This is a genomic window from Secundilactobacillus muriivasis (assembly GCF_054785195.1).
On sequence record NZ_BAABMI010000035.1, the window covers coordinates 11,517 to 34,560 of the forward strand.

At 47.5% G+C, this 23,044-nt stretch carries 21 protein-coding genes; 5 read left to right on the top strand and 16 right to left on the bottom strand.

Features of this window, described 5'->3' with window-relative positions; genetic code table 11:
- Nucleotides 1-16: 16 nt before the first annotated feature.
- From ACYVR3_RS09295 to ACYVR3_RS09330, 8 genes are all read right to left on the bottom strand, one after another.
- Nucleotides 17-1,138 (bottom strand): CDP-glycerol glycerophosphotransferase family protein, encoded by a 1,122-nt coding sequence (locus ACYVR3_RS09295; protein ID WP_461244046.1) that lies wholly within the window; start codon nucleotides 1,136-1,138, stop codon nucleotides 17-19.
- Nucleotides 1,139-1,436: 298 nt separating this feature from the next.
- Nucleotides 1,437-2,312 (bottom strand): YitT family protein, encoded by an 876-nt coding sequence (locus ACYVR3_RS09300; RefSeq protein WP_054732974.1) that lies wholly within the window; start codon nucleotides 2,310-2,312, stop codon nucleotides 1,437-1,439.
- A 135-nt stretch (nucleotides 2,313-2,447) separates the two neighbouring features.
- Nucleotides 2,448-2,972, bottom strand: a complete 525-nt coding sequence (msrA, locus tag ACYVR3_RS09305) for a peptide-methionine (S)-S-oxide reductase MsrA (RefSeq protein ID WP_461244013.1) — start codon at nucleotides 2,970-2,972, stop codon at nucleotides 2,448-2,450.
- A gap of 68 nt (nucleotides 2,973-3,040) precedes the next feature.
- Nucleotides 3,041-4,249 (bottom strand): hydantoinase/carbamoylase family amidase, encoded by a 1,209-nt coding sequence (locus tag ACYVR3_RS09310; protein ID WP_461244014.1) that lies wholly within the window; start codon nucleotides 4,247-4,249, stop codon nucleotides 3,041-3,043.
- A 544-nt stretch (nucleotides 4,250-4,793) separates the two neighbouring features.
- Nucleotides 4,794-6,575 (bottom strand): aspartate--tRNA ligase, encoded by a 1,782-nt coding sequence (gene aspS / locus ACYVR3_RS09315; RefSeq protein WP_057152203.1) that lies wholly within the window; start codon nucleotides 6,573-6,575, stop codon nucleotides 4,794-4,796.
- A gap of 27 nt (nucleotides 6,576-6,602) precedes the next feature.
- The gene (gene hisS, locus ACYVR3_RS09320; protein WP_461244015.1) at nucleotides 6,603-7,889 is read right to left on the bottom strand and encodes a histidine--tRNA ligase; all 1,287 of its coding nucleotides are present in this window, start codon (nucleotides 7,887-7,889) and stop codon (nucleotides 6,603-6,605) included.
- 305 nt (nucleotides 7,890-8,194) lie between these two features.
- Nucleotides 8,195-9,043, bottom strand: coding sequence for an N-acetylmuramoyl-L-alanine amidase (locus ACYVR3_RS09325; protein WP_461244016.1), 849 nt, complete (start codon nucleotides 9,041-9,043; stop codon nucleotides 8,195-8,197).
- A gap of 1,006 nt (nucleotides 9,044-10,049) precedes the next feature.
- Nucleotides 10,050-10,757: a DUF1281 family ferredoxin-like fold protein gene (locus ACYVR3_RS09330; protein ID WP_461244017.1), complete on the bottom strand. Its 708-nt coding sequence runs from the start codon at nucleotides 10,755-10,757 to the stop codon at nucleotides 10,050-10,052.
- Nucleotides 10,758-10,936: 179 nt separating this feature from the next.
- Between ACYVR3_RS09330 and ACYVR3_RS09335 the strand changes: the two genes are divergently transcribed.
- Nucleotides 10,937-11,773 (top strand): fructosamine kinase family protein, encoded by an 837-nt coding sequence (locus tag ACYVR3_RS09335; protein ID WP_461244018.1) that lies wholly within the window; start codon nucleotides 10,937-10,939, stop codon nucleotides 11,771-11,773.
- Here ACYVR3_RS09335 and ACYVR3_RS09340 read toward each other — a convergent pair.
- The 7 genes from ACYVR3_RS09340 to ACYVR3_RS09370 all read right to left on the bottom strand — a co-directional run bounded on the left by ACYVR3_RS09340 (nucleotide 11,770) and on the right by ACYVR3_RS09370 (nucleotide 17,948).
- Entirely contained in the window at nucleotides 11,770-12,417 is a 648-nt protein-coding gene (locus ACYVR3_RS09340) for an HAD-IA family hydrolase (RefSeq protein WP_461244019.1), read from the bottom strand. The genes ACYVR3_RS09335 and ACYVR3_RS09340 overlap by 4 nt on opposite strands.
- 16 nt (nucleotides 12,418-12,433) lie before the next feature.
- Entirely contained in the window at nucleotides 12,434-12,880 is a 447-nt protein-coding gene (dtd, locus tag ACYVR3_RS09345; protein WP_054736660.1) for a D-aminoacyl-tRNA deacylase, read from the bottom strand.
- Nucleotides 12,881-12,966: 86 nt separating this feature from the next.
- Nucleotides 12,967-15,204 carry a RelA/SpoT family protein gene (locus ACYVR3_RS09350; RefSeq protein WP_461244020.1) on the bottom strand — a complete coding sequence of 746 codons (2,238 nt, stop codon included), beginning with the start codon at nucleotides 15,202-15,204 and terminating at the stop codon, nucleotides 12,967-12,969.
- A 30-nt stretch (nucleotides 15,205-15,234) separates the two neighbouring features.
- Entirely contained in the window at nucleotides 15,235-15,549 is a 315-nt protein-coding gene (locus tag ACYVR3_RS09355) for a hypothetical protein (RefSeq protein WP_461244021.1), read from the bottom strand.
- A gap of 341 nt (nucleotides 15,550-15,890) precedes the next feature.
- Nucleotides 15,891-16,625, bottom strand: coding sequence for a 16S rRNA (uracil(1498)-N(3))-methyltransferase (locus tag ACYVR3_RS09360; RefSeq protein WP_461244022.1), 735 nt, complete (start codon nucleotides 16,623-16,625; stop codon nucleotides 15,891-15,893).
- A complete protein-coding gene (prmA, locus tag ACYVR3_RS09365) occupies nucleotides 16,625-17,584 on the bottom strand; it encodes a 50S ribosomal protein L11 methyltransferase (protein ID WP_057151751.1) in 960 nt (319 codons plus the stop codon). Before prmA ends, ACYVR3_RS09360 begins: the two co-directional genes overlap by 1 nt.
- 43 nt (nucleotides 17,585-17,627) lie before the next feature.
- The gene (locus tag ACYVR3_RS09370; protein WP_082405095.1) at nucleotides 17,628-17,948 is read right to left on the bottom strand and encodes a hypothetical protein; all 321 of its coding nucleotides are present in this window, start codon (nucleotides 17,946-17,948) and stop codon (nucleotides 17,628-17,630) included.
- 322 nt (nucleotides 17,949-18,270) lie between these two features.
- Between ACYVR3_RS09370 and ACYVR3_RS09375 the strand changes: the two genes are divergently transcribed.
- From ACYVR3_RS09375 to ACYVR3_RS09385, 3 genes are all read left to right on the top strand, one after another.
- Nucleotides 18,271-19,182, top strand: coding sequence for a magnesium transporter CorA family protein (locus ACYVR3_RS09375; RefSeq protein WP_057151750.1), 912 nt, complete (start codon nucleotides 18,271-18,273; stop codon nucleotides 19,180-19,182).
- 101 nt (nucleotides 19,183-19,283) lie between these two features.
- Complete coding sequence (locus tag ACYVR3_RS09380) at nucleotides 19,284-20,345, top strand: baeRF6 domain-containing protein (protein WP_461244023.1); 1,062 nt, start codon at nucleotides 19,284-19,286, stop codon at nucleotides 20,343-20,345.
- A gap of 44 nt (nucleotides 20,346-20,389) precedes the next feature.
- Entirely contained in the window at nucleotides 20,390-20,650 is a 261-nt protein-coding gene (locus ACYVR3_RS09385) for a hypothetical protein (protein WP_461244024.1), read from the top strand.
- A gap of 184 nt (nucleotides 20,651-20,834) precedes the next feature.
- On the opposite strand, the gene ACYVR3_RS09390 is transcribed toward ACYVR3_RS09385, so the two are convergent.
- Entirely contained in the window at nucleotides 20,835-21,800 is a 966-nt protein-coding gene (locus tag ACYVR3_RS09390) for an NAD(P)H-dependent flavin oxidoreductase (protein WP_461244025.1), read from the bottom strand.
- Between the two features lie 141 nt (nucleotides 21,801-21,941).
- Here ACYVR3_RS09390 and ACYVR3_RS09395 point away from each other — a divergent pair, with 141 nt between their 5' ends.
- Nucleotides 21,942-22,886, top strand: coding sequence for a LysR family transcriptional regulator (locus ACYVR3_RS09395; protein WP_461244026.1), 945 nt, complete (start codon nucleotides 21,942-21,944; stop codon nucleotides 22,884-22,886).
- Nucleotides 22,887-23,044 lie beyond the last annotated feature (158 nt).

Genomic DNA, 23,044 nt, shown 5'->3' on the forward strand with positions numbered 1-23,044 from the left:
CACTCCTTCAAGTTCACTACTCGTTCAAATACCGGTCGTAATGGGCTACCACGCGTTGCGTTGCGTGACCATCATTATAGGTATTCCAATAGCGATTAAATTTTGAAACGTCAGTGGCCTGGTCCGCCAGAATCGCCTGCTTGAGTTCAGCTGGCGTCCGTAACGGTGCCGCGGGTAACCAGCGCAAGAAGTTGGGCTGGATCCCCGGATTGTGTTGATAGTCCTCTAAATCTGACATGTAGAATAGCAAACTATGGGCAGTGGGTAACAAACTATAGTCAAAAGCAACCGACGAATAGTCCGTGATCAGCGTCTCCGCAACGGTTAAGAGGTCCGTTGTTGATAACTGCGGGTAAAACCGAACTCGGGAATTAGCGGTTTGCTGAAATTGTTGTTCAGCTTGCTGCATCACTGGATGAAGTTTTACCACGACGACGGCCTTGTCATCCGCCATCAACGCCTGTTTGAGCGCCGATGACAACTCAAACGTTCGGTCTTCACGGTAAGTTGGCGCGTACAAAATGACCCGGTGGTGCCGTAAATCAGGCGCCACTTGGTCAATGCGATCAATTGCTGCATCTCGCCATTCTTTTGACAAAAACCGGTCTGATCGCGGATACCCAAGTAACTGCATTCGAGTCGCCGGTACCCGGTAACTCTCTTGAAAAACCGTTCCCATCGCTTCTGACGCCACCACATAGTCATCAAACTGATCATAAACGCGTTGAAACCGACGTTGATCAGCTGAAGACCGCAACTTCGTTTGAGGATCCCCCCAACCAAACTGTTTAATGGCGCCATTTGCGTGCCAGAGTTGCACGATTTTAGCGTGCCGTGGGTGCAGTAAGCCACCTAAAAAGGCATAGTAGTTATCGCAAAAAATTAACTGCGCCCGCATTAACACTGGCACCCCCGTCGCGACAAAGTGTAAATTATCGCTAAAGGGTACTACCTCGACCCCGTTAGCCGCCAACTGCGCTGCCTCAACCGCCACGTTGGGTCGGTAAAAGACAATCAAATGCTGGCGTTGTCCTAATTGTTTCGCCAATTTCAGAATAAATCCTAGATTATTGCCAAAACTCATGAGGTAAATAACGGGGCGTCTTTTGGTACGGCCGAAATACGTTAACATCGACATGAACCGTACCAACCAGATATAGATTACTTTCAATACAAATCACCAATTTCACTGATTTTCATTCTACTCGTTTCCACAAGTGAAACGGGCACAACATGGTATTATACCACACGGGTAACGGGACTTGAGGCTCTTTAGGAAATTATAATCTAGTTGTGTGACGTTAACTTCATGTTCAGGGCATAATCCGCATTATCGCCTGAATAGATTGCATGCTTCAAAAGCGCGTCGCATCACGATTTAATAGCGCTTGTCTCAAAAAAACGGCCGACCATCATTTAGGTCAACCGCTAAGTTTTTATAGTTTAGGCTCATAAAAGTGGCCCAGTACCTTATAAATTTCTGAAACACTCACGAATGCTTTAGAATCTGCCTCTGACATGGCTTCCTCTAAATCAGGCATCTCATAGCGCGAAATCACCGTGAACAAAATCGTCTTGGTGTCATGGTGATAAGCCCCTTCCGCATCGTGAACGATCGTAATCCCCCGCCGAATATGATTTTGAATCGAATCGATCACCGTTTTCGGTCGGTCGGTAATAATCATGACCTGCATCAATTGCTGCCGCGTATAGGTCATGTCCATGACCCGCGCGTTCACCACTAAGCCAATTGCGGAATAAAAAGCGTAGGGCCAGCCGTACAGAAAACCGGCCGCAATAATGATCAGTGAGTTAAAAGCAATGTTGATCGTCCCAATCGAACGCCCGGTTTTACGGCGAATCACGATACCTAAGATATCAAGGCCCCCGGTAGAGATCCCGTTCTTCAAAGCTAAACCGGTCCCGAAACCGTTCACGGCGCCCCCGAAAATTGCACAGATAATCGGATCAGTCGTCAAGTGAACTGGATGAATCATCTTGATCATCAAACTAGCCAAGAAAACCGTGATCACCGTATACACCGTAAAATTATGGCTGATCTGACGCCAAGCTAGGATAAATAATGGCACGTTCAATAGGAACAGCCCCAAGGCCGTTGAAATCACAATTGGCGATTGGCGTTCCGTTATCGTGGTCACCAATTGGGCTAACCCGGTGATCCCCGATGAATAAATGTGACCCGGTGTCCAGAAAAAGTTCATTGCAACAGACACTAAAATTGCGTAAATAAAAGCAGTCGATAGTTTACCAATTGACTGGTGGCGCTTGATCAAGCGCTGTACGTCATCCATAATATCTCCTTTAATCTTTACGAAAGTGACATTACGTCACTCCCCGTTACTCGTTACCTTAAATTAGTCTATCACAACTCCTCTAAGGTCGCCGACTAAACCACAATTTTTAGCGTTCTATTATCATGGAACCGGTTACTGCCAGTGACTTTTAACAAAACTATCCCGACCAGCAGCCTCTTCCATCGCAAAGCGTTCCGGATTCTTGCGATAAAATTCTTGGTGTTCTTCCTCAGCTTCATAAAATGGTTGGGCGTCCTCAATCGTCGTCACGATTGGGGCGTCAAACCGACCACTTTCTTCAAGCTGCTTCTTGGAGGCTTCCGCAACTTGACGTTGAGCAGCATCCTTCACAAAAATCACTGGCCGGTAGTTATCGCCCCGGTCTTGGAATTGGCCCATCGCATCGGTTGGGTCAGTTTGTTGCCAGTAAATTTCAACCAATCGTTTATATGACATAATCGTTGGGTCAAAAATGATTTTAACTGCTTCGGTATGCCCCGTTTCATGGCGCTTCACTTGATCATAGGTTGGATTAGGCACGGTGCCACCCGTATACCCTGAGATTACTTTCTCAATGCCGGGTTGGGTATCAAAGGGTTTGACCATGCACCAAAAACACCCACCCGCAAAAATTGCCGTTTCACGCGATTCACTCATTCTAATCACCTCTAAAGTTAATGATTCTATCATACCGTAATTAACCGAGAACTACCAGAATTTCACCACTAGTAGCACTCTTGATACAGTTGCGCCATTAACACCTGAACCCCATTTTCCAGTGCTTCGGGTGAGGTATACTCCGCAACCGAATGGCTAATGCCCTTATGACTCGGTACAAACAGCATCGCGGTTGGCACCTTGGCGTTCATCATCTGAGTATCGTGAGCCGCCCCGGATGGCATGACCCGGTACGCCAACCCGCGTTGCTGACAGATTTGTTCAAATTGACCCATTAATCGAGGATCCATTCGAACTTCTGGATAACTAGCCGTCACCCGCTTCAAGTCAACCCGAACCTCATTTACATCCGCTAACAGTTGTCGAATCACTTGTTCAAATTCATCAACGACTCGTCGTTGCGGGTGCCGAATATCGATCGTAAATCGCACTTGTCCCGGAATCACGTTAGATGATCCTGGACTGACCTCAAGCTGACCAACTGTGAAGACGAACGGTTCACCAACCTGATGCGCTTGCTCGTCCAATTGACTGATGACCTGAACAGCAGCCATTAACGCATCGTGACGAAGATGCATCGGTGTTGTCCCCGCATGATTGGCTTCACCCGTAAGCGTAACGACAAACTCCTCTAACTCGCAGATTGTCGAGACCACCCCAATATCGTCATGGGTTGACTCAAGTAGCGGGCCTTGTTCAATGTGGAGTTCCATAAATTCATCGGGAAGCGCCTGTTCAGTTCGATTAAAGTGTTCAGTTAGTGATTGAACCGCCTGTTGCCGGGCATCGTTAAAGGTCACGCCTTTTGCATCCGTTAATGCGCCATCCGTTTCGGCAACCCCCGAATAATGCCGTGACCCAGTAAAGCTAACCGGAAAACGACTACCCTCTTCCTCGCTAAACGCAATTGCCATCATCGTTCGCTGCGGCTGACCTAATCGTGCCACCAACCGCGTCATCGCGAGTTGGGCAGCAACGATGCCATATGCGCCATCATAGTGACCGGCATGTTGGACCGAATCAATATGCGATCCAACAGCAACCGTTCCCGACTGACTGCCCGGATAGGTTAAAAAACCGTTGCCATAACTGTCAATCGTTGCCTGCATCCCCTGCTGTTGTCCTTGACGCAACCACCAAGTCATCGCCGCAACCCAAGCATCATCGTAAACTAACCGCGTTACTGAGCCATCCGGCAATTGTCCGAACTGACTTAACGCTTCTATACTTTCTGTAACCGACCGTTGACCTGACATTCCGCATCACGCCCTTAGTTATTTTTAATCTTCTTTAGATTACCGCTTAGTACAATTCGGTTCAACTGTTGTTTTTGAAACTTAATTTCAATTCAGTAACCTGATTGCACTCTCTACTTAACATAACAAAAATTATTCAGAGTAGTTTTGCAACTATCAATTTGTTATCGCTTATGTCCAGCGATAGTGTGCGGAGCGAGACGGGTTGAGAGCGGTATGTAGGGGCACTTCGGTGAAAGCGCCCGGGCCTGGCGGTTTTATCGAAGTGCCCCTACATGCAGCTCTCAGTCTCGCGCAGCACCATTCGGCGTGGTGGCCAGAAGGCGCGTGGTTGACAAGTTTCTACAACTTCAGGAACCCTGGAGATGACAGTTTAAGTGGCGCCGAATTTTGCAGCCTGAACGAGCGCTTTTCAATGCGGTTTTGGCGAGCGAAGCGACGACAAACAGCCTGCACCCAAATCGCACTCAACACTTACGCTAGACACAAACGACAACAAAAAACGGCACCCACCGTTAAGCAGGTACCGTTCAAGATATCAAATTTAGTCTTCAGTCTTGTTCACAAACAAGCTCAAGTCTTGCAGTTGCTTATCAGACACTTCAGTTGGTGCTGAAGTCAATGGTTCAACGGCCTTCGAGTTCTTAGGGAAGGCAATGACATCGCGGATGTTACCACGCTTAGCTAACAAGCGGGCAAACCGGTCCAAGCCGATTGCGAGACCACCATGAGGTGGGAAACCGTAATCTAAGGCATTTAGCAGGTAACCGAATTGATCTTCGGCCCGTTCCTTTGTAAAGCCAAGGGCCTTCAACATCTTCATTTGTAACTCACGGTCGTGGATCCGAATCGAGCCACCGCCCAATTCGAGACCGTTCAAGATGATGTCGTAACTTTGGGCGTAAGCCTTGTGTGGATCTTCGCCTTCGTCCAAGTAGTGTTCGTCGCCAGCCTTTGGCATGGTGAATGGGTGGTGCGCTGGGACCCAACGCTTCAAGTCAACGTCGTAGTCGAACAGTGGCCAGTTAACGACCCAGAGGAACGCAAACTTGGATTCGTCGATCAAGTCTAAGTCCTTGGCAATCGTGCGACGTAAGTAATCCAAGGTTTGGGCAACGACCCGCTTTGAATCACAAGCAAACAACAGCATGTCGCCAGGCTTTGCGCCAGTCCGTTCAGTGATGGCCTTGTACAGGTCAGCATTGTCCTTAAAGAACTTGGCGATTGGGCCAGTGAAGTTGTCTTCAGTGACCTTCAACCAAGGTAAGCCCTTAGCACCAAAACGATCGATGTGTTCAACGAATTTGTCGATGTCTTTACGTGAGTACTTGTCAGCCCCACCTGGTACGGCGATGGCCTTGACTTGGCCGCCGTCAGCTAACACGTTTGAGAACACGTTGAAGCCAAGGTCGTCAACTAAGTCGCCCAAGTCCTTCAATTCCATGCCGAAACGTACGTCCGGTTGGTCGGTCCCAAAGCGCGCCATTGAGTCGTCCCAGTCTAATCGTTCGAATGGCAACTTCACGTCAACGTCCAACGTTTCCTTCATCACTTTAGCAATTAAGCCTTCAGTTAAGTCTTGGATTTCTTCGGCGTCTAAGAATGAGGTTTCCATATCGATTTGGGTAAATTCTGGTTGACGGTCCCCACGCAAATCTTCGTCACGGAAACAACGTGCGATTTGGTAGTAACGGTCAAAGCCGGCACCCATCAACAATTGCTTAAACAATTGTGGTGATTGTGGTAAGGCGTAGAAGTGACCTGGGTAAACCCGTGAAGGCACCAAGTAGTCCCGGGCGCCTTCTGGCGTGGATTTGGTCAAATCAGGGGTTTCAATATCAATGAACCCTTCTGAATCGAAATAACTGTGGACTGCTTGGGTGATCCGGTTACGAATCATCAAGCCGCGTTGCATTTCTGGGCGACGAAGGTCTAAGTAACGGTACTTCAAGCGAAGTTCGTCTGAGACGTTGATGTCGTCTTGGATGTAGAATGGTGGGTTCTTCGCCTTGTTCAACAAGTTGATGTCGGTTACTCGAACTTCGATCTTCCCAGTCTTCATCTTGTCGTTGATTTCGTGTTCGGCACGCATCACAACGTGACCCTTGATTTCGATGACGTATTCGTTCCGAAGTTGATCGGCAACGGCCAAGGCGTCCTTATCGTATTCTTCACTGAACACGAGTTGAACGATGCCTTCGCGGTCCCGTAAATCAATAAAAATCAAACCGCCTAAGTCCCGGCGCTTTTGAACCCAGCCCTTTAAAACAACGTCTTGATCAAGATATTGTTCGTCAACTAGGCCAGCGTATGTTGTTCGCTTCATAGTTGTGTGTCTCCTCTAAATTAGTTTTTAGTTAGTGCTGGCAATCACGTTCGCAAAGTCAGTTAACACATCATCGAGTGATGCACTGACTTCGTTCCCGGTTGCCATGTTTTTAACGTGAATTGTGTTAGCAGCTAATTCGGCTTCCCCAAGGGTCAGCGTATAAGCCGCGTTTAACCGGTCAGCCGTCTTAAATTGGGCCTTTGGCTTACGCGCAAGGTAATCGCGATCAGCCGCAAAATCTTGTGAACGCAAGGCTTGAACCACTTTCAGCGTTGCAGCATCGGCAGCATCGCCGATACCAACCACGTAAGCGTCCAATTTCCGCGTATCAGGGAATTCGACCCCTTCCGCTTCCATCAACAAGATCAGCCGTTCCATTCCGAGGCCAAAGCCGACCCCAGAAACTTCTGGACCACCCAGTTCTTCAACCAGACCGTTGTACCGACCACCGGCACAAACCGTGGTGTAGCCGTGACCTAACGCCTTTGAATCCACCATGAATTCGAAGATGGTGTGGTTGTAGTAATCTAACCCACGTACCATGGTTGAATCAACTTCATAGTCGATACCAAGGGCGGTCAACAACGCCTTCACCGTTTCAAAGTGGGCTTTGGCATCATCGGTCAAGTAGTCCAAGATCGATGGCGCATCCGCCACAAACTTTTGGTCCTGCTTATCCTTACTATCAAGGACCCGCAATGGGTTCTTGTGCAAACGAACCTGTGAATCTTCGCTCAATTCGTCAAAGTGAGGTTCCAGGAAGTCGATCAGCGCTTGCCGGTAATTCTCCCGGGTTTCCTTATCACCTAACGTGTTAATGGCGAGACGCAGATTGTTGATGCCGAAGTGCTTAAATAGGTCCATGCCCATTGCGATCACTTCAACATCCAGTGCGGGTTCGTCACTACCGAAAGCTTCCACCCCAATTTGGTGGAATTCCCGTAACCGACCAGATTGTGGCCGTTCGTAACGGTACATTTGACCCATGTAGTAGGTCTTGAAAGGCTTTTGAACTTCTGGGCCGTACAGTTTGTTTTCAACAAACGCCCGCACAACCCCCGCAGTCCCTTCAGGCCGCAAACTAATGTGACGATCTCCTTTATCCTTGAAATCGTACATTTCCTTGGTCACAATATCCGAAGTATCCCCAGAAGTTCGGGAGAAGACCTCGAAGTTTTCAAATAACGGCGTCCGAATCTCTTCGAAACGGTATTTCCGGAACACATCGCGGGCGATATTTTCGACGTACTGCCAGTGTTGGCTTGCGCCGGGAAGAATGTCCGCCGTTCCCTTTGGTCGTTGGTAACGCATAGTAACTTCCTTTCTGATTATCGGTTCCACCGTGAAAAAAATAAAAAGCACCCTTGTTTTCACAAGGGTGCTTGGCACGGTACCACCTTAAATTTACTCATCCATAACGTTGGACACGAATAATCTGCATTATTCACCTCAAAAGTGTCTTCGTGACGCCCCCTGCTGTTTCCTTTCAGCTAACGGAAACTCTCTAAAAGTCGGCGTGTCACTACTGATCTTCGTCATCGGTGTTTCAATATTTGACTATAGACTAGATTAACCAGTTCCTAACTAAAAGTCAAGCAGATTCGCAAACCGGTCAATTACTTCGCGGCAAAGTAGTTGGCTAACCCGCGAGTCACATCGGCGGCAACCCGCTTTTGATAGCTGGGATTTTGAATCGATTTGAAATCCTTAGCTGTGTTGATATAGCCCATCTCCAGCAGTAACGCTGGCCGTAAGTTATCCCGAATAACTTCAAAGTTTCCCACCGCGATTCCCCGATTAGTTAACGGTAACCCAGTCAGACTGTGATTGACGGCTTTCGCTAGTTTAAGCGATGTGTCTGCGTGGTAGTAGTACGTGGTGAAGCCAGAACCCAGATTATTGCTGGGACTGGAATCAAAGTGGAAACTGATAAAGGCATCCGCATGGCGGTCAGTGGCCATCTCAGGCCGTGCCCCCAGTGATACCGTTTGATCACCCGTTCTCGTCATGATGACGTGCGCGCCCTTTGCTTCTAACTGGCGTTGGACTTGCTTGGCAATCTGCAGCGTATAGGTTTTTTCATCATGCTTTTGATCGATTGACAACGCACCGGCGTCACTCCCACCATGACCAGGATCCAGGACAATGGTGGCATCGGATAAATTAGTCGCCGTTTTTACCGACTGTGTTTGGTTGATCAGCCAACTGGCGACCCAGCCAAAGTGGTGATCATCGTAACGAATCTTATACCAGTTATCCTGCTTTTTAACAATGTAGACCGCTTGGCCCTTTTTTAAAGTGGCCTTTTTTTGATAGTTAATGTTAGGTCCCGTTCGGACGTTAATATTATCGATCGGTGCAGTGAGCCGATCTTTACGAACAGTTTGAAACAGGGTGATACCCACCAACAGCACAACAATTGCGGCGATGGTCATCGGCACCCAGTATTTTTTTAAATCTTTCAACAGTCTGCCTCGTTTTCACGTTTTCTCACCATTATACGAGATAGCACTGGGACTTGACAATTGCCAGTCACCAATTATTACAAAATCATTAGTGTTTTTAGTTTAACGTTCGGTTAATGTTGGACAGTCACAGCTTTAATTGTCGTTTGTGTCCAGCGTAAGCATGTTTAGTTTGTGAAGTTTGGCTACTTTGGCGCGGTAATCATGGTTGACATTGTGGGCACAGCCGGTCGGTCTGAAAATTTGGGCGCTGGAACGCCATGGGCACGATTCTGAGCCGGAAGCCCGCGTCTCAGAATACGGCCTTTTACTAGTCTGGCAAGAAACGCCAGCCAAGTAAAATTTCATGGCTGAGGCCCAATTTTCAGACCGACCTCTTGTTTGCGGGTTTTCGGCATCGGTTACCGCACTCCCGAAAATCTATCATGAAGGGGCAAACTGTCGTACGATGACAATCGCGAACATCTCAGTAACCGTTGAATAGCAACGTTACCGCATCGAGTCAACAATACGTTCAAGCGCATTGAGTCATCGTTCAGAAAATAGATTGACGTTTGTCCATCGTGCTGGTGAGCGTTAACTGATGACTAATTTTGACGTTGGGTGGCTCAACCTCAGTCGCTACAATACTGTAACTAATCGTTCAAGCGCTTGAGATGTGCTACTATAGTGCGAATTGCGCCAATGTAAGATTTCGGTAAGCGGCTAGGTGGATGCTGTGTCGCGATGATTGGTGGTTGTTGGTGTTCTTCCGACAACCGCCAATCATCGGGGACGAAGTTAAGACTCGCACGGGTTTTGGCGAGGCTTAACTTCGAGGTTTGAGACCGCCCTTTGGCTCAGACCGGCCCCACAGCAGGAACCTAGCCGTTTACCGGAATCGACAGCTCACGCAAATCACTGCGCTTCACAAACTAAGACCAAAGATGCTTACGCTGGACACAAGCGTAAACAAAAAAGGTCGCCATTACCGGCAGACCTCATTCAGCTTTAATATTCCATTAGTCTAGTCGCCAAACCGAACCTGCTTGGCTCGGTCGCCGTCAAAGTTAACGGCCTGATAGTCCAGTTCACTGCCAACTTCTTCATCCGTGTACGTCAACAAAAAGTCGCAGTTAAACCGGTCGGCTAGCGCCTGCATCACCGGCAGCGGTGCCGTTTGCGCAGTTTTAAAATAAATGACGTGCTGTCGGGCATCGTACCGGGTCATCAATGCGCCCCACCGGGTTCCCCAGTGCAGCATTTTCCAGTCAAGTGCCGTCATCGCCCCGTACTGCATGATGTTTTCGGCATAGCGTTGACCCGCCTTAACCGCGGTTGCTTGAGAGAGGTCAACCCCAACGTGGGCGAGTTGCACAAGTGGTAGGTTGCGATAAATTTCAGTCAATTGTCGATCAAGTTGTCGCAACGCCTCATCCGAATAGGCTAGGATCTCTCGAACCCGATCCTGATAATTTTGAGCTGCCGAAATGCCCTGTGATTTATACCGTTCACTTAGCTGTTTGGTTAATGCCAATCGTTCGGCCTCCGGCAATGATCGGAGGTAAACCGCTAATGCCTGCATCGCCCGATTAGGCTCTTCGGTACTTAGATGGGTCGGCAACGGTACAATCTGGTTAAAATCTAACTCACCAGCACTCACGATCCACTGCTGTAGCGTCCGATATAGCCGATCATCCAGTTCTGAAAGTCGATTATAAATAAATTGTGCCATGTTGGTCTCCTTATCCTTGCGCAATTGTTTGACAATTCATCTAACAGTTTCTTTAATTATACACTTTTGCATAATAGTATTGTAATCAATTCAACCAAAAACCGCATTACTTGACGTTCCCCACCCAAACACCTAAGATACAGGCGACTTCAATTTTCATGAAAGGTTGATGATCCACTTTGCCAACACAATCTTGGTTTAACCAATTACCAATTAAACCGATTCAAACCGTCACCCCGGTTAGCGGTGGCGATATCAACGAAGCTTACCGGGTAACAACACCGACTGGCCCGTATTTTGTTCTCGTCCAGCCTCATCAAACTGAAGCGTTTTACACGCACGAAATCGAAGGCCTTCAGCTACTTGGTCAAGCCGCCCTCGTTCCTGAGGTAATTGCGTCAGGAACCTTAGACGACAACGCCTATCTGATTCTATCCTGGCTCACTACCGGCACAGGCAGTCAGCGCGACCTCGGCCATTTGGTGGCTCACGTTCACCAAATCCATGCGACTCAGTTTGGGTTTGACCACGATGTCGTGGGTAAATTACCGAAGCATAACACTTGGCAAGCCAACTGGGGTGATTTTTACGTTCACCAGCGACTTGAACCGTTGGCGGAACGCGCTGCACAGCATGGCCTCTGGTCGGCGAGTCGCCAAGCGCATTTTGACCAACTCTGTCACCTAATTCTGGATTTTTATCGCACTCATTCTGCAACCGCTAGTCTGTTGCACGGGGATTTATGGGCCGGAAACTACCTGTTCACTGCCGATGGCAAACCCGCTTTGATCGACCCCGATGTGTTGTACGGCGACCGTGAATTTGATCTCGCAATGACCACGATTTTCGGTGGCTTTGATGCCGATTTTTATGCGGGGTATCAAGAAGTTTACCCGCTAACTCCGGGTACTGAAGACCGGTTACCGTGGTATCAGCTTTACTACTTAATGGCACACCTGAACCTATTTGGCGAAAGTTACGGCGGTGCCGTTGACCGAATTCTAGCCGCTTATTAGTCGGTTAACAGCGCGTCACGAAGCCCGATAACATTGGTGACACTGATTTCAGGTTTGCTGACTGCGCTATTAATCAACCGACCAGGATCAAATAACGCGCCAGCAATCCCAGCCCGGTGCCCTGCTTCAACGTCTAAGTTACGATCACCGATCATGATTGCCGTTGGGCGGTCAACTTGGTACTGCGTGATCAACGCCGTGAGCGACTCCGGATCAGGTTTTCGAGCATAGGCCTGTTCACTGGTCACAAACCCAGTGAACAGGTCTTTTAGGTCATCTTGGGCCAATAACGTTAACGCACTTTTATCACGATGGGTCAGTAAAAAGTGTTGCCCGCCCTGTGCCTGAATTGACCGTAATAGGGCCGAAATGCCGTCAAACGACCGGGCATTTTCAATCATCGTGGCTTCGATTCGTCGATAGTCCTGTTCCAAGCGCGTTGCATCCACCCCGTACATCGAACTGAACTGTTGGACAGCTGTTCCCAACGAGTGCCGACGCATCACTTCGTAGTACTCAACTTCATCCATTTCAATTTCTGAAACGTGCTGGCGTTGGAGCGCCTGCATAAACGCGTCAACCATGATGGGATACGTATCAAATAGCGTGCCATCAAAATCCCAAAAATAAGTTTGGTACCGCATCGTCATTCCTCCTGAACTACTTATTGTCCGTATCAAAGATAATCGTTACGGGGCCATCGTTAACTAAGCTCACCTGCATATCAGCGCCAAATTCGCCCGTTTCAACCGTCAAACCGGCATCGCGCAATTGTGCGTTGAACTGCTCGTAAATGGCGTTGGCGTGTTCTGGATTGCCCGCCTTGGTGAAACTTGGCCGGTTGCCCTTTCGCGTATCAGCATACAGCGTAAATTGAGAGACTGAGAGGATGCTGCCACCAATATCTTGGATCGACAGGTTCATCTTCCCCTGCTCATCTGAAAAGATTCGGAGCTTACTAATTTTGTGCACGAGGTAAGCGACTTCTTCATCGCCGTCCGTATCTTCAGCCCCAACCAACAGTAAGTACCCCTGCTTGATTTGACCGACTACCTGTTCTTCGATGGCAACCTGTGCCGATGTGACCCGCTGTAAAACAACTCGAATAACGATATTCCTCCACTAATTTAATTTATGTACGTTAAAACGACTGTGGCCAAATTGGCAGCAGCCGTTTTTTGATTCAATTGGTTTTATCTAAAGGGCCGCTTCACAACGTAGACGTCCTGAACGTTCTTCAGGTTATCCATGATGCGTTGCAACTGTGTCGCGTTACGAACCCCTAACGAAATCGAAATGGTGACCATCTTATTATGGTCAACTCGCCCGTTAACCAGGTTCAACTGCTTGGTCGTGTTGTTCACGATCTTCAGCACTTCGTTCAAAAGCCCGTTTCGGTTATACCCTTGAACTTCCAGGTCCGCATTATATAACGAAGTGGTTTCTTCAGGGTTTTCCCAGTAAACATCGATCAAGCGTTCGCCATTTGCTTCCGCCTGAGCAACGTTTGGACAAGCTTTGCGGTGAACCGAAACGCCCCGACCTTTGGTAATGTAACCGACGATTGGATCACCTGGAACTGGCGCACAACAGTGGCTCAACCGAACCAGCAAGTTGTCAACGCCCTCAATGATCACCCCTTCAGAAGCCTTGAGTTTCCGTTTTCGTTGGGTATCTGATTCATTTTCACTGTTGGTAATCGATTGATGTTCTTCCAGCAGTTCGCGTTCTTCTTGACGTTGCCGTAGTTCTTCTTGTTCGTGACGCACATCTTCGGTTAACCGATTGGCTACCCCAACTGGTTGCAGGTCACCAAAGCCAACTGCCGCAAATAAGTCATCAATGTGCTGATAATGCAACTTATCAACCACTTTTTGCAGTTGGTCCTTCGTCATCAGTGCTTTAGGATCGTACTTAAACTCGCGCAGTTGCCGTTCAATGATGCTCCGGCCAAGGTCAACGTTTTTCTCCCGATCCTTCAACCGGAAGAACTGTTTGATCTTGTTTCGTGCTCGCCGGGTGGAAACCAGCTTTAGCCAGTCACGGTTTGGCCCAGCAGAGTTCGAAGAGGTCTTAATGTCCACGATATCGCCGTTTTTAATTTCGTAATCAAGGGGCACGATTTTACCGTTGATCGTCGCACCAGTGGTATGATTTCCAACTTCAGTGTGAATCGAGTAGGCCATATCCAATGGACCCGCACCCTTTGGTAACTCTAACACGTCTCCCTTTGGCGTAAAGGCGTAGACGTGGTCGCCAAACAGTTCGCCTTTGACGCTGTCCATGAAGTCGGATGCATCATCGGTGTCTTCTTGTAATTCAATGATTTGTTTAAACCAATTGAGTTTGTTGCCGGTGTTGGTGGTTTCGACTTTATCCGTCTTGCCTTCCTTGTAAGCCCAGTGCGCCGCAACCCCAAATTCAGCGACCCGGTGCATTTCTGCCGTCCGAATCTGAACTTCTAGTGGGCGCCCTTCAGGACCGATCACCGTAGTATGCAGTGATTGGTACATGTTAGGCTTTGGCATTGCAATATAGTCTTTGAACCGACCCGGCATTGGCTTCCATTGTGTATGGATCGCACCTAACACCGCGTAACAGTCCTTAATGTTATCCACGATCACCCGAATAGCTAGCAGGTCGTAGATTTGACTAAATTGCTTGTGTTGGTCTCGCATTTTGCGGTAAATCGAGTAAATGTGCTTTGGTCGCCCGTAAATTTCAGGGTCAATGTTTAAGTCGCTAATGGCGGTCTTGATATCACCGATTGCTTCAGCAATGTAGGCTTCTCGTTGATCGCGCCGTGAGTTCATTAAGTGCACGATTCGGTAGTACTGTTGCGGATTCAGATAACGTAATGATACGTCTTCTAGTTCCCACTTGATCGTACTGATCCCTAACCGGTCAGCTAACGGCGCGTAAATTTCCAACGTTTCGTTCGCGATCCGGCGTTGTTTATCCGGCCGCAAATGCTGTAAGGTCCGCATATTATGCAACCGGTCAGCCAGTTTAACGATCATCACCCGAATATCCTTTGACATTGCCAACAAGAGCTTCCGGTGGTTTTCAGCCAACCGCTGTTTATTTGACTTATACTTAATTTTCCCTAACTTCGTCACGCCATCAACGATCATGGCGATGTCTGGGCCAAATAGTTCCCGAACATCATCTAATGTGACGCCAGTATCTTCCACGATATCGTGCAAGAAACCAGAAGCCACAGTTGTTGGATCCATTTTTAAATTCGCTAAAATACCAGCTACTTGAATCGGGTGCATGATGTATGCTTCGCCCGATTGCCGGCGTTGATCACGATGCGCAATTGATGCAAACCGGTACGCCCGCTCCACGATCGCCACGTGATCCTTATTCATATATGACGAAACGGCGTCGATCACGCCTTCTGCCGTCCACGTTTGATCCCTTGACATTTGATCACATCCCCCTTAATACCGATTCGGTTACCGGGTCAGCCCGTAGGCTAAGTAGCTAATACACAGGTAACTGATCGCAAAATAAATGGCATACGCTGGGCCTGACACCCAGATACCAACCGCAAAGATCACGGGTAAAACCAAAATCAACCAACCCGCTTCACCGCGGTGCTTCACCAAGTGACCGACCACCCCGGCTAACACCGAGTTGACCAAACCAAAGATCACGCCTGAATGCCAGACTGGATCAATGGTGACCTGCTGAAGTAAAATCGGCACGAACAACCCCATCACTAAGCCAACTGCCCAGTAAGGCCAGCCGAACCGTTTTAAAATTGCCACGACAACCACCACTTTCTTGTTGAAAAATACATGGGTACTATTTTAGCATTTTTAGAGCGCGAGGAGAAGCGCCTAAGGGGTGGCGTGTAAGGTAACTCAGGTAAAAGCCCGAAGTTCAGGGCTTTTACCTGAGTTACCTTACACATAACCTTCTGCTTCTCCGATGCGCATTTCGGCGTGGTACAGGAAAAAAGTGACGAAATCGCAACTTCATAGGAATCAGGCCTCGGAACAACTAATCTTCAACTAAGCCGAAAATCTCGTTGCCTCAATGCACGTTGCAAAAACTACTCGGTACAGTTAAGCACCATAATCCAAGCCGTTAAAAAACAACTACCCTATCAAGAAAGTTCCAACAACGTCGACACCGCCGCCAAAAAATACAACGGCGCCGTTTCCGTCCGTAAAATCCGTGGTCCCAAGCCCGCAACCGTTGCCGACCGTTCAGTTAACAACGTCATTTCAGCCGGTGAAATGCCACCTTCCGGCCCAAACACGGCTGTCAGACGATCACCCGGCTGCGTTTGGTTCATCAGTTGAACTAAATTAGCCTGTTCACCCTGCTTAGCCGCTTCTTCGTAAGCCACAACTAAGTGATCCGTCTCAACTTCAGCCACTGCCTGCTTCAACGTATTAAAGAACCGAACCGTGGGCACGTGCGTCCGGTGTGATTGTTCACTGGCGCCTTGCGCAATTTTTTGGAGTCGGGCCAACTTCTTAGCAACTTTATTGGGTTGCCACTTCGCTACTGACCAATCAGCACCGAAAAACGCAATGTCAAAGGCACCCATTTCGGTTGCTTTTTGAACGATCCACTCTGCTTTATCCTGCTTAGGTAGGCCAGACAAAATCGTGACGTGAACGGGTAATTCGACGTTAACCGCCAGTTTTTCAAGCACTTGAACTCGTTCATCAGCTAGCAGTTCACCCAAAAACACGTGCTCAGTAGCGTCCACAAACTCCGCTTGAGCGCCCGGTTCAGCGCGCAGCACCTGAATCCAGTGTTTCGATACCGTGGCATCTAATGCAAACGTGGTGCCCGCAGTTAACTGATTTTCAACAAAGTACCGTTGCATTAATCGTCTTCCCCCGGTTTCTGTGCAATAACCCCATACCAGTCACCCATTGTGAGCGTTTGTAGGATTTTAAAACCAGCAGCCTTTTGCGCTGCGATAATTTCAGGTGCTTTTTCTTTAATGATGCCCGAAGTCAGGAAATAACCATGAACCGGTAACAAAGCCCAAGCTTGCGGAATCAGTGGGATGATCACCTCTGCCAAGATGTTGGCAACGATCACATCGGCTCCTTCTGTAATCCCGTTTAATAGGTTATTTGGCGCAACCTGAACGTCGGCCGCAATTGGGTTTAAATCAAGGTTCTTCTTAGCAGAATCGACTGCCACTTGATCTAAATCGTACGCCCGAATCGTGTCAACGCCAAGTTGCTTGGCGGCGATACTCAGCACGCCAGAACCAGTCCCAACGTCAATCATGCTTTCACCACCGCGAATCACCGTTTCCAGCGCTTGTAAACACAGTTTAGTCGTTGGGTGCGTACCTGTGCCAAAGGCCTGACCGGGATCTAACCGCAAGATGCGTTCATCCGCCGATTGGGGTTGATAATCCTCCCAACTTGGCACGACTGTCAAAAAGCGAGTTACTTGAACCGGATGGTAGTATTTTTGCCACGCAGTTGACCAGTCGGTATCATCGACGGCCGCCGTGGTTACCTTAGCGGGTCCCGCATCCAAACCGAACTTGCTTAGCCCAGCCACCGCCTGCTGAATTGCTGGCACGATTTCAGGCACGAACACCGTTGCCGGGAAGTACGCCGTAATCGTTGCGCCACTTTCAACGTGGGGAATTTCGTCAACGTTAACGATTTCACCCATCTGTGACCAATCCATGTTTTGTAGTTTTTCAAAATCCTTTTCGTCGTCGATCTGTACCCCTGAAGCACCGTGCTCCATCAAAATATTGGTCACGGCTTCAACCGCCTCTGACGTGGTTTGTACGGCTAATTCTGTCCAGTCCATCATGTGCCTCCTAAAATTAAGTCATCTTACAAAAAAACACACCCTACTTGGATGCGTTCTTGTCATCAGCTTCCTGTTGTTCGCGCTGAGGCAGCCGCGATTCCAGGTAGTCTAATAATTCACTTTCAGTCCGGAAAATCCGTGGATGTTTCTGCTTGTGGAGTCGTAAATCGATTTCATTGATTCGTTGTCGACCAGTCCAGGTGTGACTGTAGCGAATGATTACCCGATTATTTAACGCCTCCCGACCAAACTTAAAGACATACACACTTTCCGGCGTCATTAGCGGTCGGATGTACGACTTTTCATAAGAATAGTTCCGGCTCTTTAAATATTGTTTTGTTCGACTTAGCACGGTAACCACCTCCCAACACTTGTCATTTTGGTCCCGTCTATCTATACCCTCTATCATAACATATTCATGACAAAATCAGTACAAAAAGACACCATCGTCGCTATTAAAAACATTATGTTACCGGACTTTTCGCCCCTTGTCAATTATTTGACGACAATTTTTCTCATTATTTTTTCATGCAATCGTTAATTTTAAGTGTTCAGACTAATATCAAGCCAAATCTCACGACTTTTCGCCATCAATTGTCGCCAAATTTGACCAAACGGCGTATGCTGGACTTAGACGACGATTTCGGGGCTTGAAACCGTCAATTTGCTTCGGAGGACGACCAATGATCAAACCTGTAAAACACCTAGCCGGCTTTGACTGGGTTGAAACTTACTCACTAACCGAAAAAGAACAACAAACCTTGATGGACGATTACGGCATTACTGACGACATCATCACCTACGTTACCGATAAAGATGAAACCGCCAACTACGTCCATGATCCCGCTAATAATCAGCAACTGATGGTTGTTTTAGTGCCGTATAAGCTCCAAAATACGCAAGCCAACCGTTACATCACTCGACCAGTCGGCTTTTTGATTCACCGGGGGTTGCTGTTCACCTTTAATGAAAGTAACCTCAACTTTGTTAGCAATGCCTTTTATCAAACCAGTCAGGACCCAGAAACAACGTCAACCACTACGTTTGTGTTGGAATCATTGTTTGCGCTGATTGATAGTTACATCCCAATCCTTAAGCAGGTCACCAAGCAACGTAACCAACTGGACAAAATGTTGAGTCGCAACGCCAAAAACAACAATTTGGTAACCCTCTCCTATCTTGGCCAAACGCTGACCTTCTTTTATAGTGCGATCAAATCCAATAACGAACTCTTTTTGCGGATTCCCAGAACGTACCTTGGGGTGAACGCCTCCAGTTACGAACGCGACCTGTTAGAAGACGTGACCATTGAAAACGATCAGGTCGAACACATGATTGAAAACGAATCGCAAGTGGTAGACCGCATTACTGAAACCTTTAATGGGATCATTAATAACAACCTAAACGACACGATGAAGTTTCTGACGATTTGGTCACTCACCATGGCGGTGCCGACCATCGTCACTGGTTTTTTCGGTATGAACGTGCCCCTGCCCCTCGAAAAATTCCACGATGCTTGGCTAATTGTGGTCGCCGTTTCACTGGCCTTGATTGTCTGGTTACTGTTGACCATTAAGTTCCATAAAAAGCTCTAAGCATTTTTACCACTCACAACGAGAATTAGACCATTCCATGCCCTATTTTTCACAAAGATGCGGTATACTTAAGGTATCATTAAAAAGGAGTGTGGCAGTCTATGGCAAAACAAGTAACGCTTAAAGAACTTGCAACTCAATTTTCAACAGAGACTCCGGTAATGACCCTTAACTTAAGCTTGGATCGGTTAAAGTATCAACGTGACGAGCAATTGAAGTTAAAGAACGCCCTGCAGACCCTGAATCAGGCAAAGCAGGACTACCCCGACGCAGATCCCGCAGCTATCGAAACGCAGGTCAATGCGTTATTGGATGCGGCGCTACCGTACCACGGCATCAGCATTTTCGCCCCGTTAGCCGGTGACGAAATTAGCTATCTGCCAAGAAACAGTGTTCAGACCGTTCAAAGCAGCATCATTAACGGTCCCGACTTCCTCTCAATCTTAAAGGAACAGGCTAATCCCAGTTACACCTTGCTACAGCTGAGTCAAACCAGTTGTGCGGTTTATGCCCTTGCTGATCAACATCTCACGAAGTTAACCCTCAAAGATTTTCCAAGTGAGTTGACCGATGCGTTGGGCACTGATCTTCGTGGTGGTGACTTGAACTTCAGTACCAGCGCTGGTCAGACTCAGTATCACGGACACAACGATACCAGTCACGAAAAAGCCGTTGACCAAGAACGTTACTATCACGCGATCGTCAGTTATCTTGATGACAGTACTGAAATTGGCGACCAACCAATTATCTTAACCGGCTTACCTAACAACTTAGCGGCCTTCCGTCAAGCTGCTGGCAGCCAACTCAACCTCGCCTCAATTGAAATTCCGCGTGCGTTGAGCGAAAAGGCCACCGCTAATTTCGAGCAGACGTTGTTGACCGAAATTGCTGATCAAGAAAAGGCTCAGTTATTCGCGACCGTCAACAAATTAGCCCAAGGCAAGACGGTAACTGAAATCGATCAGGTTAACCAGGCGCTCACTGAAAAAAAGGTTACTCATTTAATCGTCAATTTGGCCAACGGTGATGCTGACCGCCCTGATCAGTGGTATCACGACCTCAACCAAGTCTTACAAACGGCACTTCAACAAAGTTGCCAAATCATCGTCATCCGTGACGAAGGTACCGAACTGGCAACCTTAACGGCTGTAACGCGCTACTGATTTTGTAAGCGCTCTAACTATTTTTTGATGTAAGGACTGAAACAATGGACCGTCAAGAACTCTTTCAAGAATTTCAACACGCCATTTCAATTGCTGGTGAGAAAAAGGGCAATCAATTAAATGACGCCCTCGCCAACACCGTGAAGCAGTTGAAGGCCACCTCATTGGACGATGATACGATTACTGCAATCGTGACCTCGTTTAGTGAGATGTTGAAGGTAAACAATGCTTATCTGAATCAGGTGATCTACGAAGCCTTTAACTTGGTTCTCAAAACCGATGATGCAGATCATCCAGCAGAATAGGTTTAATTCATTTAAATCGTAAAAATGTCCCGCCAACAAGTTGGAATTTAAGCACTTGTTGGCGGGACGTTTTCGTTCGCTAGTAACTAAGTTAACTAAAGTTGTTCACCATCTAAAATCAGGCACCTCATAACTTCCAATCGAAGTTACGAGACGCCTGATTGATAAATCTGAAACCTAAAAATTACGGTTTCACGTTTAACCGATCCATAATGTCAGCAACCGGTTCAAGTTTATTGATTTGTGAAATTCCCAAACCAAATGATGCGATTCCGGCATCCAAATCGCCCATCAACATACCATCGTGCATCGCTTGATAACCATGATGAGCTTCATAAATCTTATCTTCACTTACGCCAGCGTTACTCATCTCAAGTAACTGATCAGCCATCTTGCCTGGTAGTGACCGGTAATATGCGGGTTGGTCCCGATACAGTAATAAGTCATCGGCATTCGATGCAATTGCTTGTTGCTTAACGTTATCGGCTAACCGACTTTCTTCTGAAAGCAAAAATGCCGTTCCGATATATAAGCCCTCTGCCCCTAACGCATAAGCTGCTTTGGCGGTCCGCGCATCCGTGATACCGCCTGCCGCCATCACGGGAACGTGTTCAGCAGCGTCAACGATCATTGGCACAATGGAAAAAGTCCCAATCACCTTTTCTGGGATGGTACCACCCTCATCAAAACCCGTGGCAACAATGATATCTGCCCCGGCAGCTTCCGCTTGTTTAGTGTCTTCAACAGTTGGCGTTAATGCCCGATAAACAACTTTGATATGATGCTCGTGAAAGGCCTTAAACCAAGTTGGTGCGACGTTTCCCGCAATAACGGCCACTGGAACTTGTTCTTCAACCATTAAATCAAACATCGGCTTCGCAAATGGGTCCGACTGGTCTTCACTACCCGAAAAGTTGAGTCCAAACGGCTTATCCGTTAAATCGCGAACTTTCCGAATCTCCCGGCGCATCCGTTCAACCGTTTCGTCAACATCGCGCGTCACCGTTGTTTGACCGGCGTTAAACCCTAACGTCCCTAAGCCGCCTGCGTTACTAACCGCGGCCACTAACTTAGCGTCCGTTAGCCACAGTAATGGCCCTTGAATAATTGGCTTTTCGATTCCCAGAATTTCCGTCACTCGATTTGGCATAGTTATAACCTCCATACTGATTTTATATTTCGATAGTTGCTTACAAGTGCTATTATATAAGCGACTTAACGATAATTCTAATAGTTATAAAATCGTCAACTATAACCATTTAGGAATACTATTGAAATTAGAGGTGTCCACATGAACAAACAACGCACGCTCCTAAGCATCCTAAAAACAGCGGTTTATTCCCAAACCATCTCCGATATCGCTGACCGGCTTTATCTGAGCCAGCCCTACATTAGCAAAGTATTAAAAGCGGCTGAAAAAGAGTATCAAACAACGTTGATCACCCGGAAAACAAAACCGATTCACCTCACGAACGCTGGCGACATTATGTTGAAGGGCCTTCAAACGATTATTGACGACGAAGATCACCTCGAAAAACAGTTAGGGGCTTCACTTAATCAAGAAAAACCGGCTTTAAACATCCTAATTACCAATCCCTTCTTAAGCAGCCTCGCCAGCGATGCCCTTTCCGATTATCATTTACAGCACCCGAATCAAAAATTCAACGTCATTATGGCGACAAACGAGCACTCCGATAACAACGCCATCGATGAAACAATTGACCTCATCATTGGCAAACGGTCAACCGATGCGCACTTTAAAACCGTGACGTTACCGGTTCAACAATTATTCTTGTTCATTTCTAAAAACTGTCGAGTTTTTAAACATGACAAAATACTTTTACCGTTTCATTTTAGCGATTTAACCGCCTTTAACAATTACCGGTTCATTGGTTTTTCAGGTTACCCTGCTTTTCAAAACTACGTCCAATTAAGTTTCCAAAAGGAGGGCATCAACTTAATCCAAACCATTACTGTTCCAAGCGCACCAGAAGCCTTACGTGCAGCTGAAAAAATTCCGGAATCCGGTACGATCACCACCGCTGAATTAGCGGAACAAACCTTTGGACAGGGTAACTACAACTTAATTCCACTCCCGGAAAAGTTTATTAGCATTGCTAACGCGATTAGTTATCGGGTGACTGCTGATCGAGATATCGTTGCACTTGTTGGTCAACTACAGGCTTACTTTGAGCAACACACCGGTAAGTTAACGGCTGACGCTACCACAAATTAACGCAAACCGCCGATTCCAACTGATTCAATTGGCACAATAAAAAACACTGCTTAAATGATGTCAGCAGTGTCTTTTGTCGTCTCCAATAACTTTTAAACCAACACCAATTTAGCGACCGCATCGTTGACCGTTGCTAATGGACCAACCAGCTTGAAACT

Excerpts from the sequence above, each read along its gene's own strand:
- ACYVR3_RS09295 (WP_461244046.1), bottom strand. The coding sequence starts at position 1,138 with ATGTCGATGTTAACGTATTTCGGCCGTACCAAAAGACGCCCCGTTATT.
- ACYVR3_RS09300 (WP_054732974.1), bottom strand. The coding sequence starts at position 2,312 with ATGGATGACGTACAGCGCTTGATCAAGCGCCACCAGTCAATTGGTAAA.
- msrA (WP_461244013.1), bottom strand. The coding sequence starts at position 2,972 with ATGAGTGAATCGCGTGAAACGGCAATTTTTGCGGGTGGGTGTTTTTGG.
- ACYVR3_RS09310 (WP_461244014.1), bottom strand. The coding sequence starts at position 4,249 with ATGTCAGGTCAACGGTCGGTTACAGAAAGTATAGAAGCGTTAAGTCAG.
- aspS (WP_057152203.1), bottom strand. The coding sequence starts at position 6,575 with ATGAAGCGAACAACATACGCTGGCCTAGTTGACGAACAATATCTTGAT.
- hisS (WP_461244015.1), bottom strand. The coding sequence starts at position 7,889 with ATGCGTTACCAACGACCAAAGGGAACGGCGGACATTCTTCCCGGCGCA.
- ACYVR3_RS09330 (WP_461244017.1), bottom strand. The coding sequence starts at position 10,757 with ATGGCACAATTTATTTATAATCGACTTTCAGAACTGGATGATCGGCTA.
- ACYVR3_RS09340 (WP_461244019.1), bottom strand. The coding sequence starts at position 12,417 with ATGCGGTACCAAACTTATTTTTGGGATTTTGATGGCACGCTATTTGAT.
- ACYVR3_RS09350 (WP_461244020.1), bottom strand. The coding sequence starts at position 15,204 with ATGTCAAGGGATCAAACGTGGACGGCAGAAGGCGTGATCGACGCCGTT.
- ACYVR3_RS09360 (WP_461244022.1), bottom strand. The coding sequence starts at position 16,625 with ATGCAACGGTACTTTGTTGAAAATCAGTTAACTGCGGGCACCACGTTT.
- prmA (WP_057151751.1), bottom strand. The coding sequence starts at position 17,584 with ATGGACTGGACAGAATTAGCCGTACAAACCACGTCAGAGGCGGTTGAA.
- ACYVR3_RS09375 (WP_057151750.1), top strand. The coding sequence starts at position 18,271 with ATGATCAAACCTGTAAAACACCTAGCCGGCTTTGACTGGGTTGAAACT.
- ACYVR3_RS09380 (WP_461244023.1), top strand. The coding sequence starts at position 19,284 with ATGGCAAAACAAGTAACGCTTAAAGAACTTGCAACTCAATTTTCAACA.
- ACYVR3_RS09385 (WP_461244024.1), top strand. The coding sequence starts at position 20,390 with ATGGACCGTCAAGAACTCTTTCAAGAATTTCAACACGCCATTTCAATT.
- ACYVR3_RS09390 (WP_461244025.1), bottom strand. The coding sequence starts at position 21,800 with ATGCCAAATCGAGTGACGGAAATTCTGGGAATCGAAAAGCCAATTATT.
- ACYVR3_RS09395 (WP_461244026.1), top strand. The coding sequence starts at position 21,942 with ATGAACAAACAACGCACGCTCCTAAGCATCCTAAAAACAGCGGTTTAT.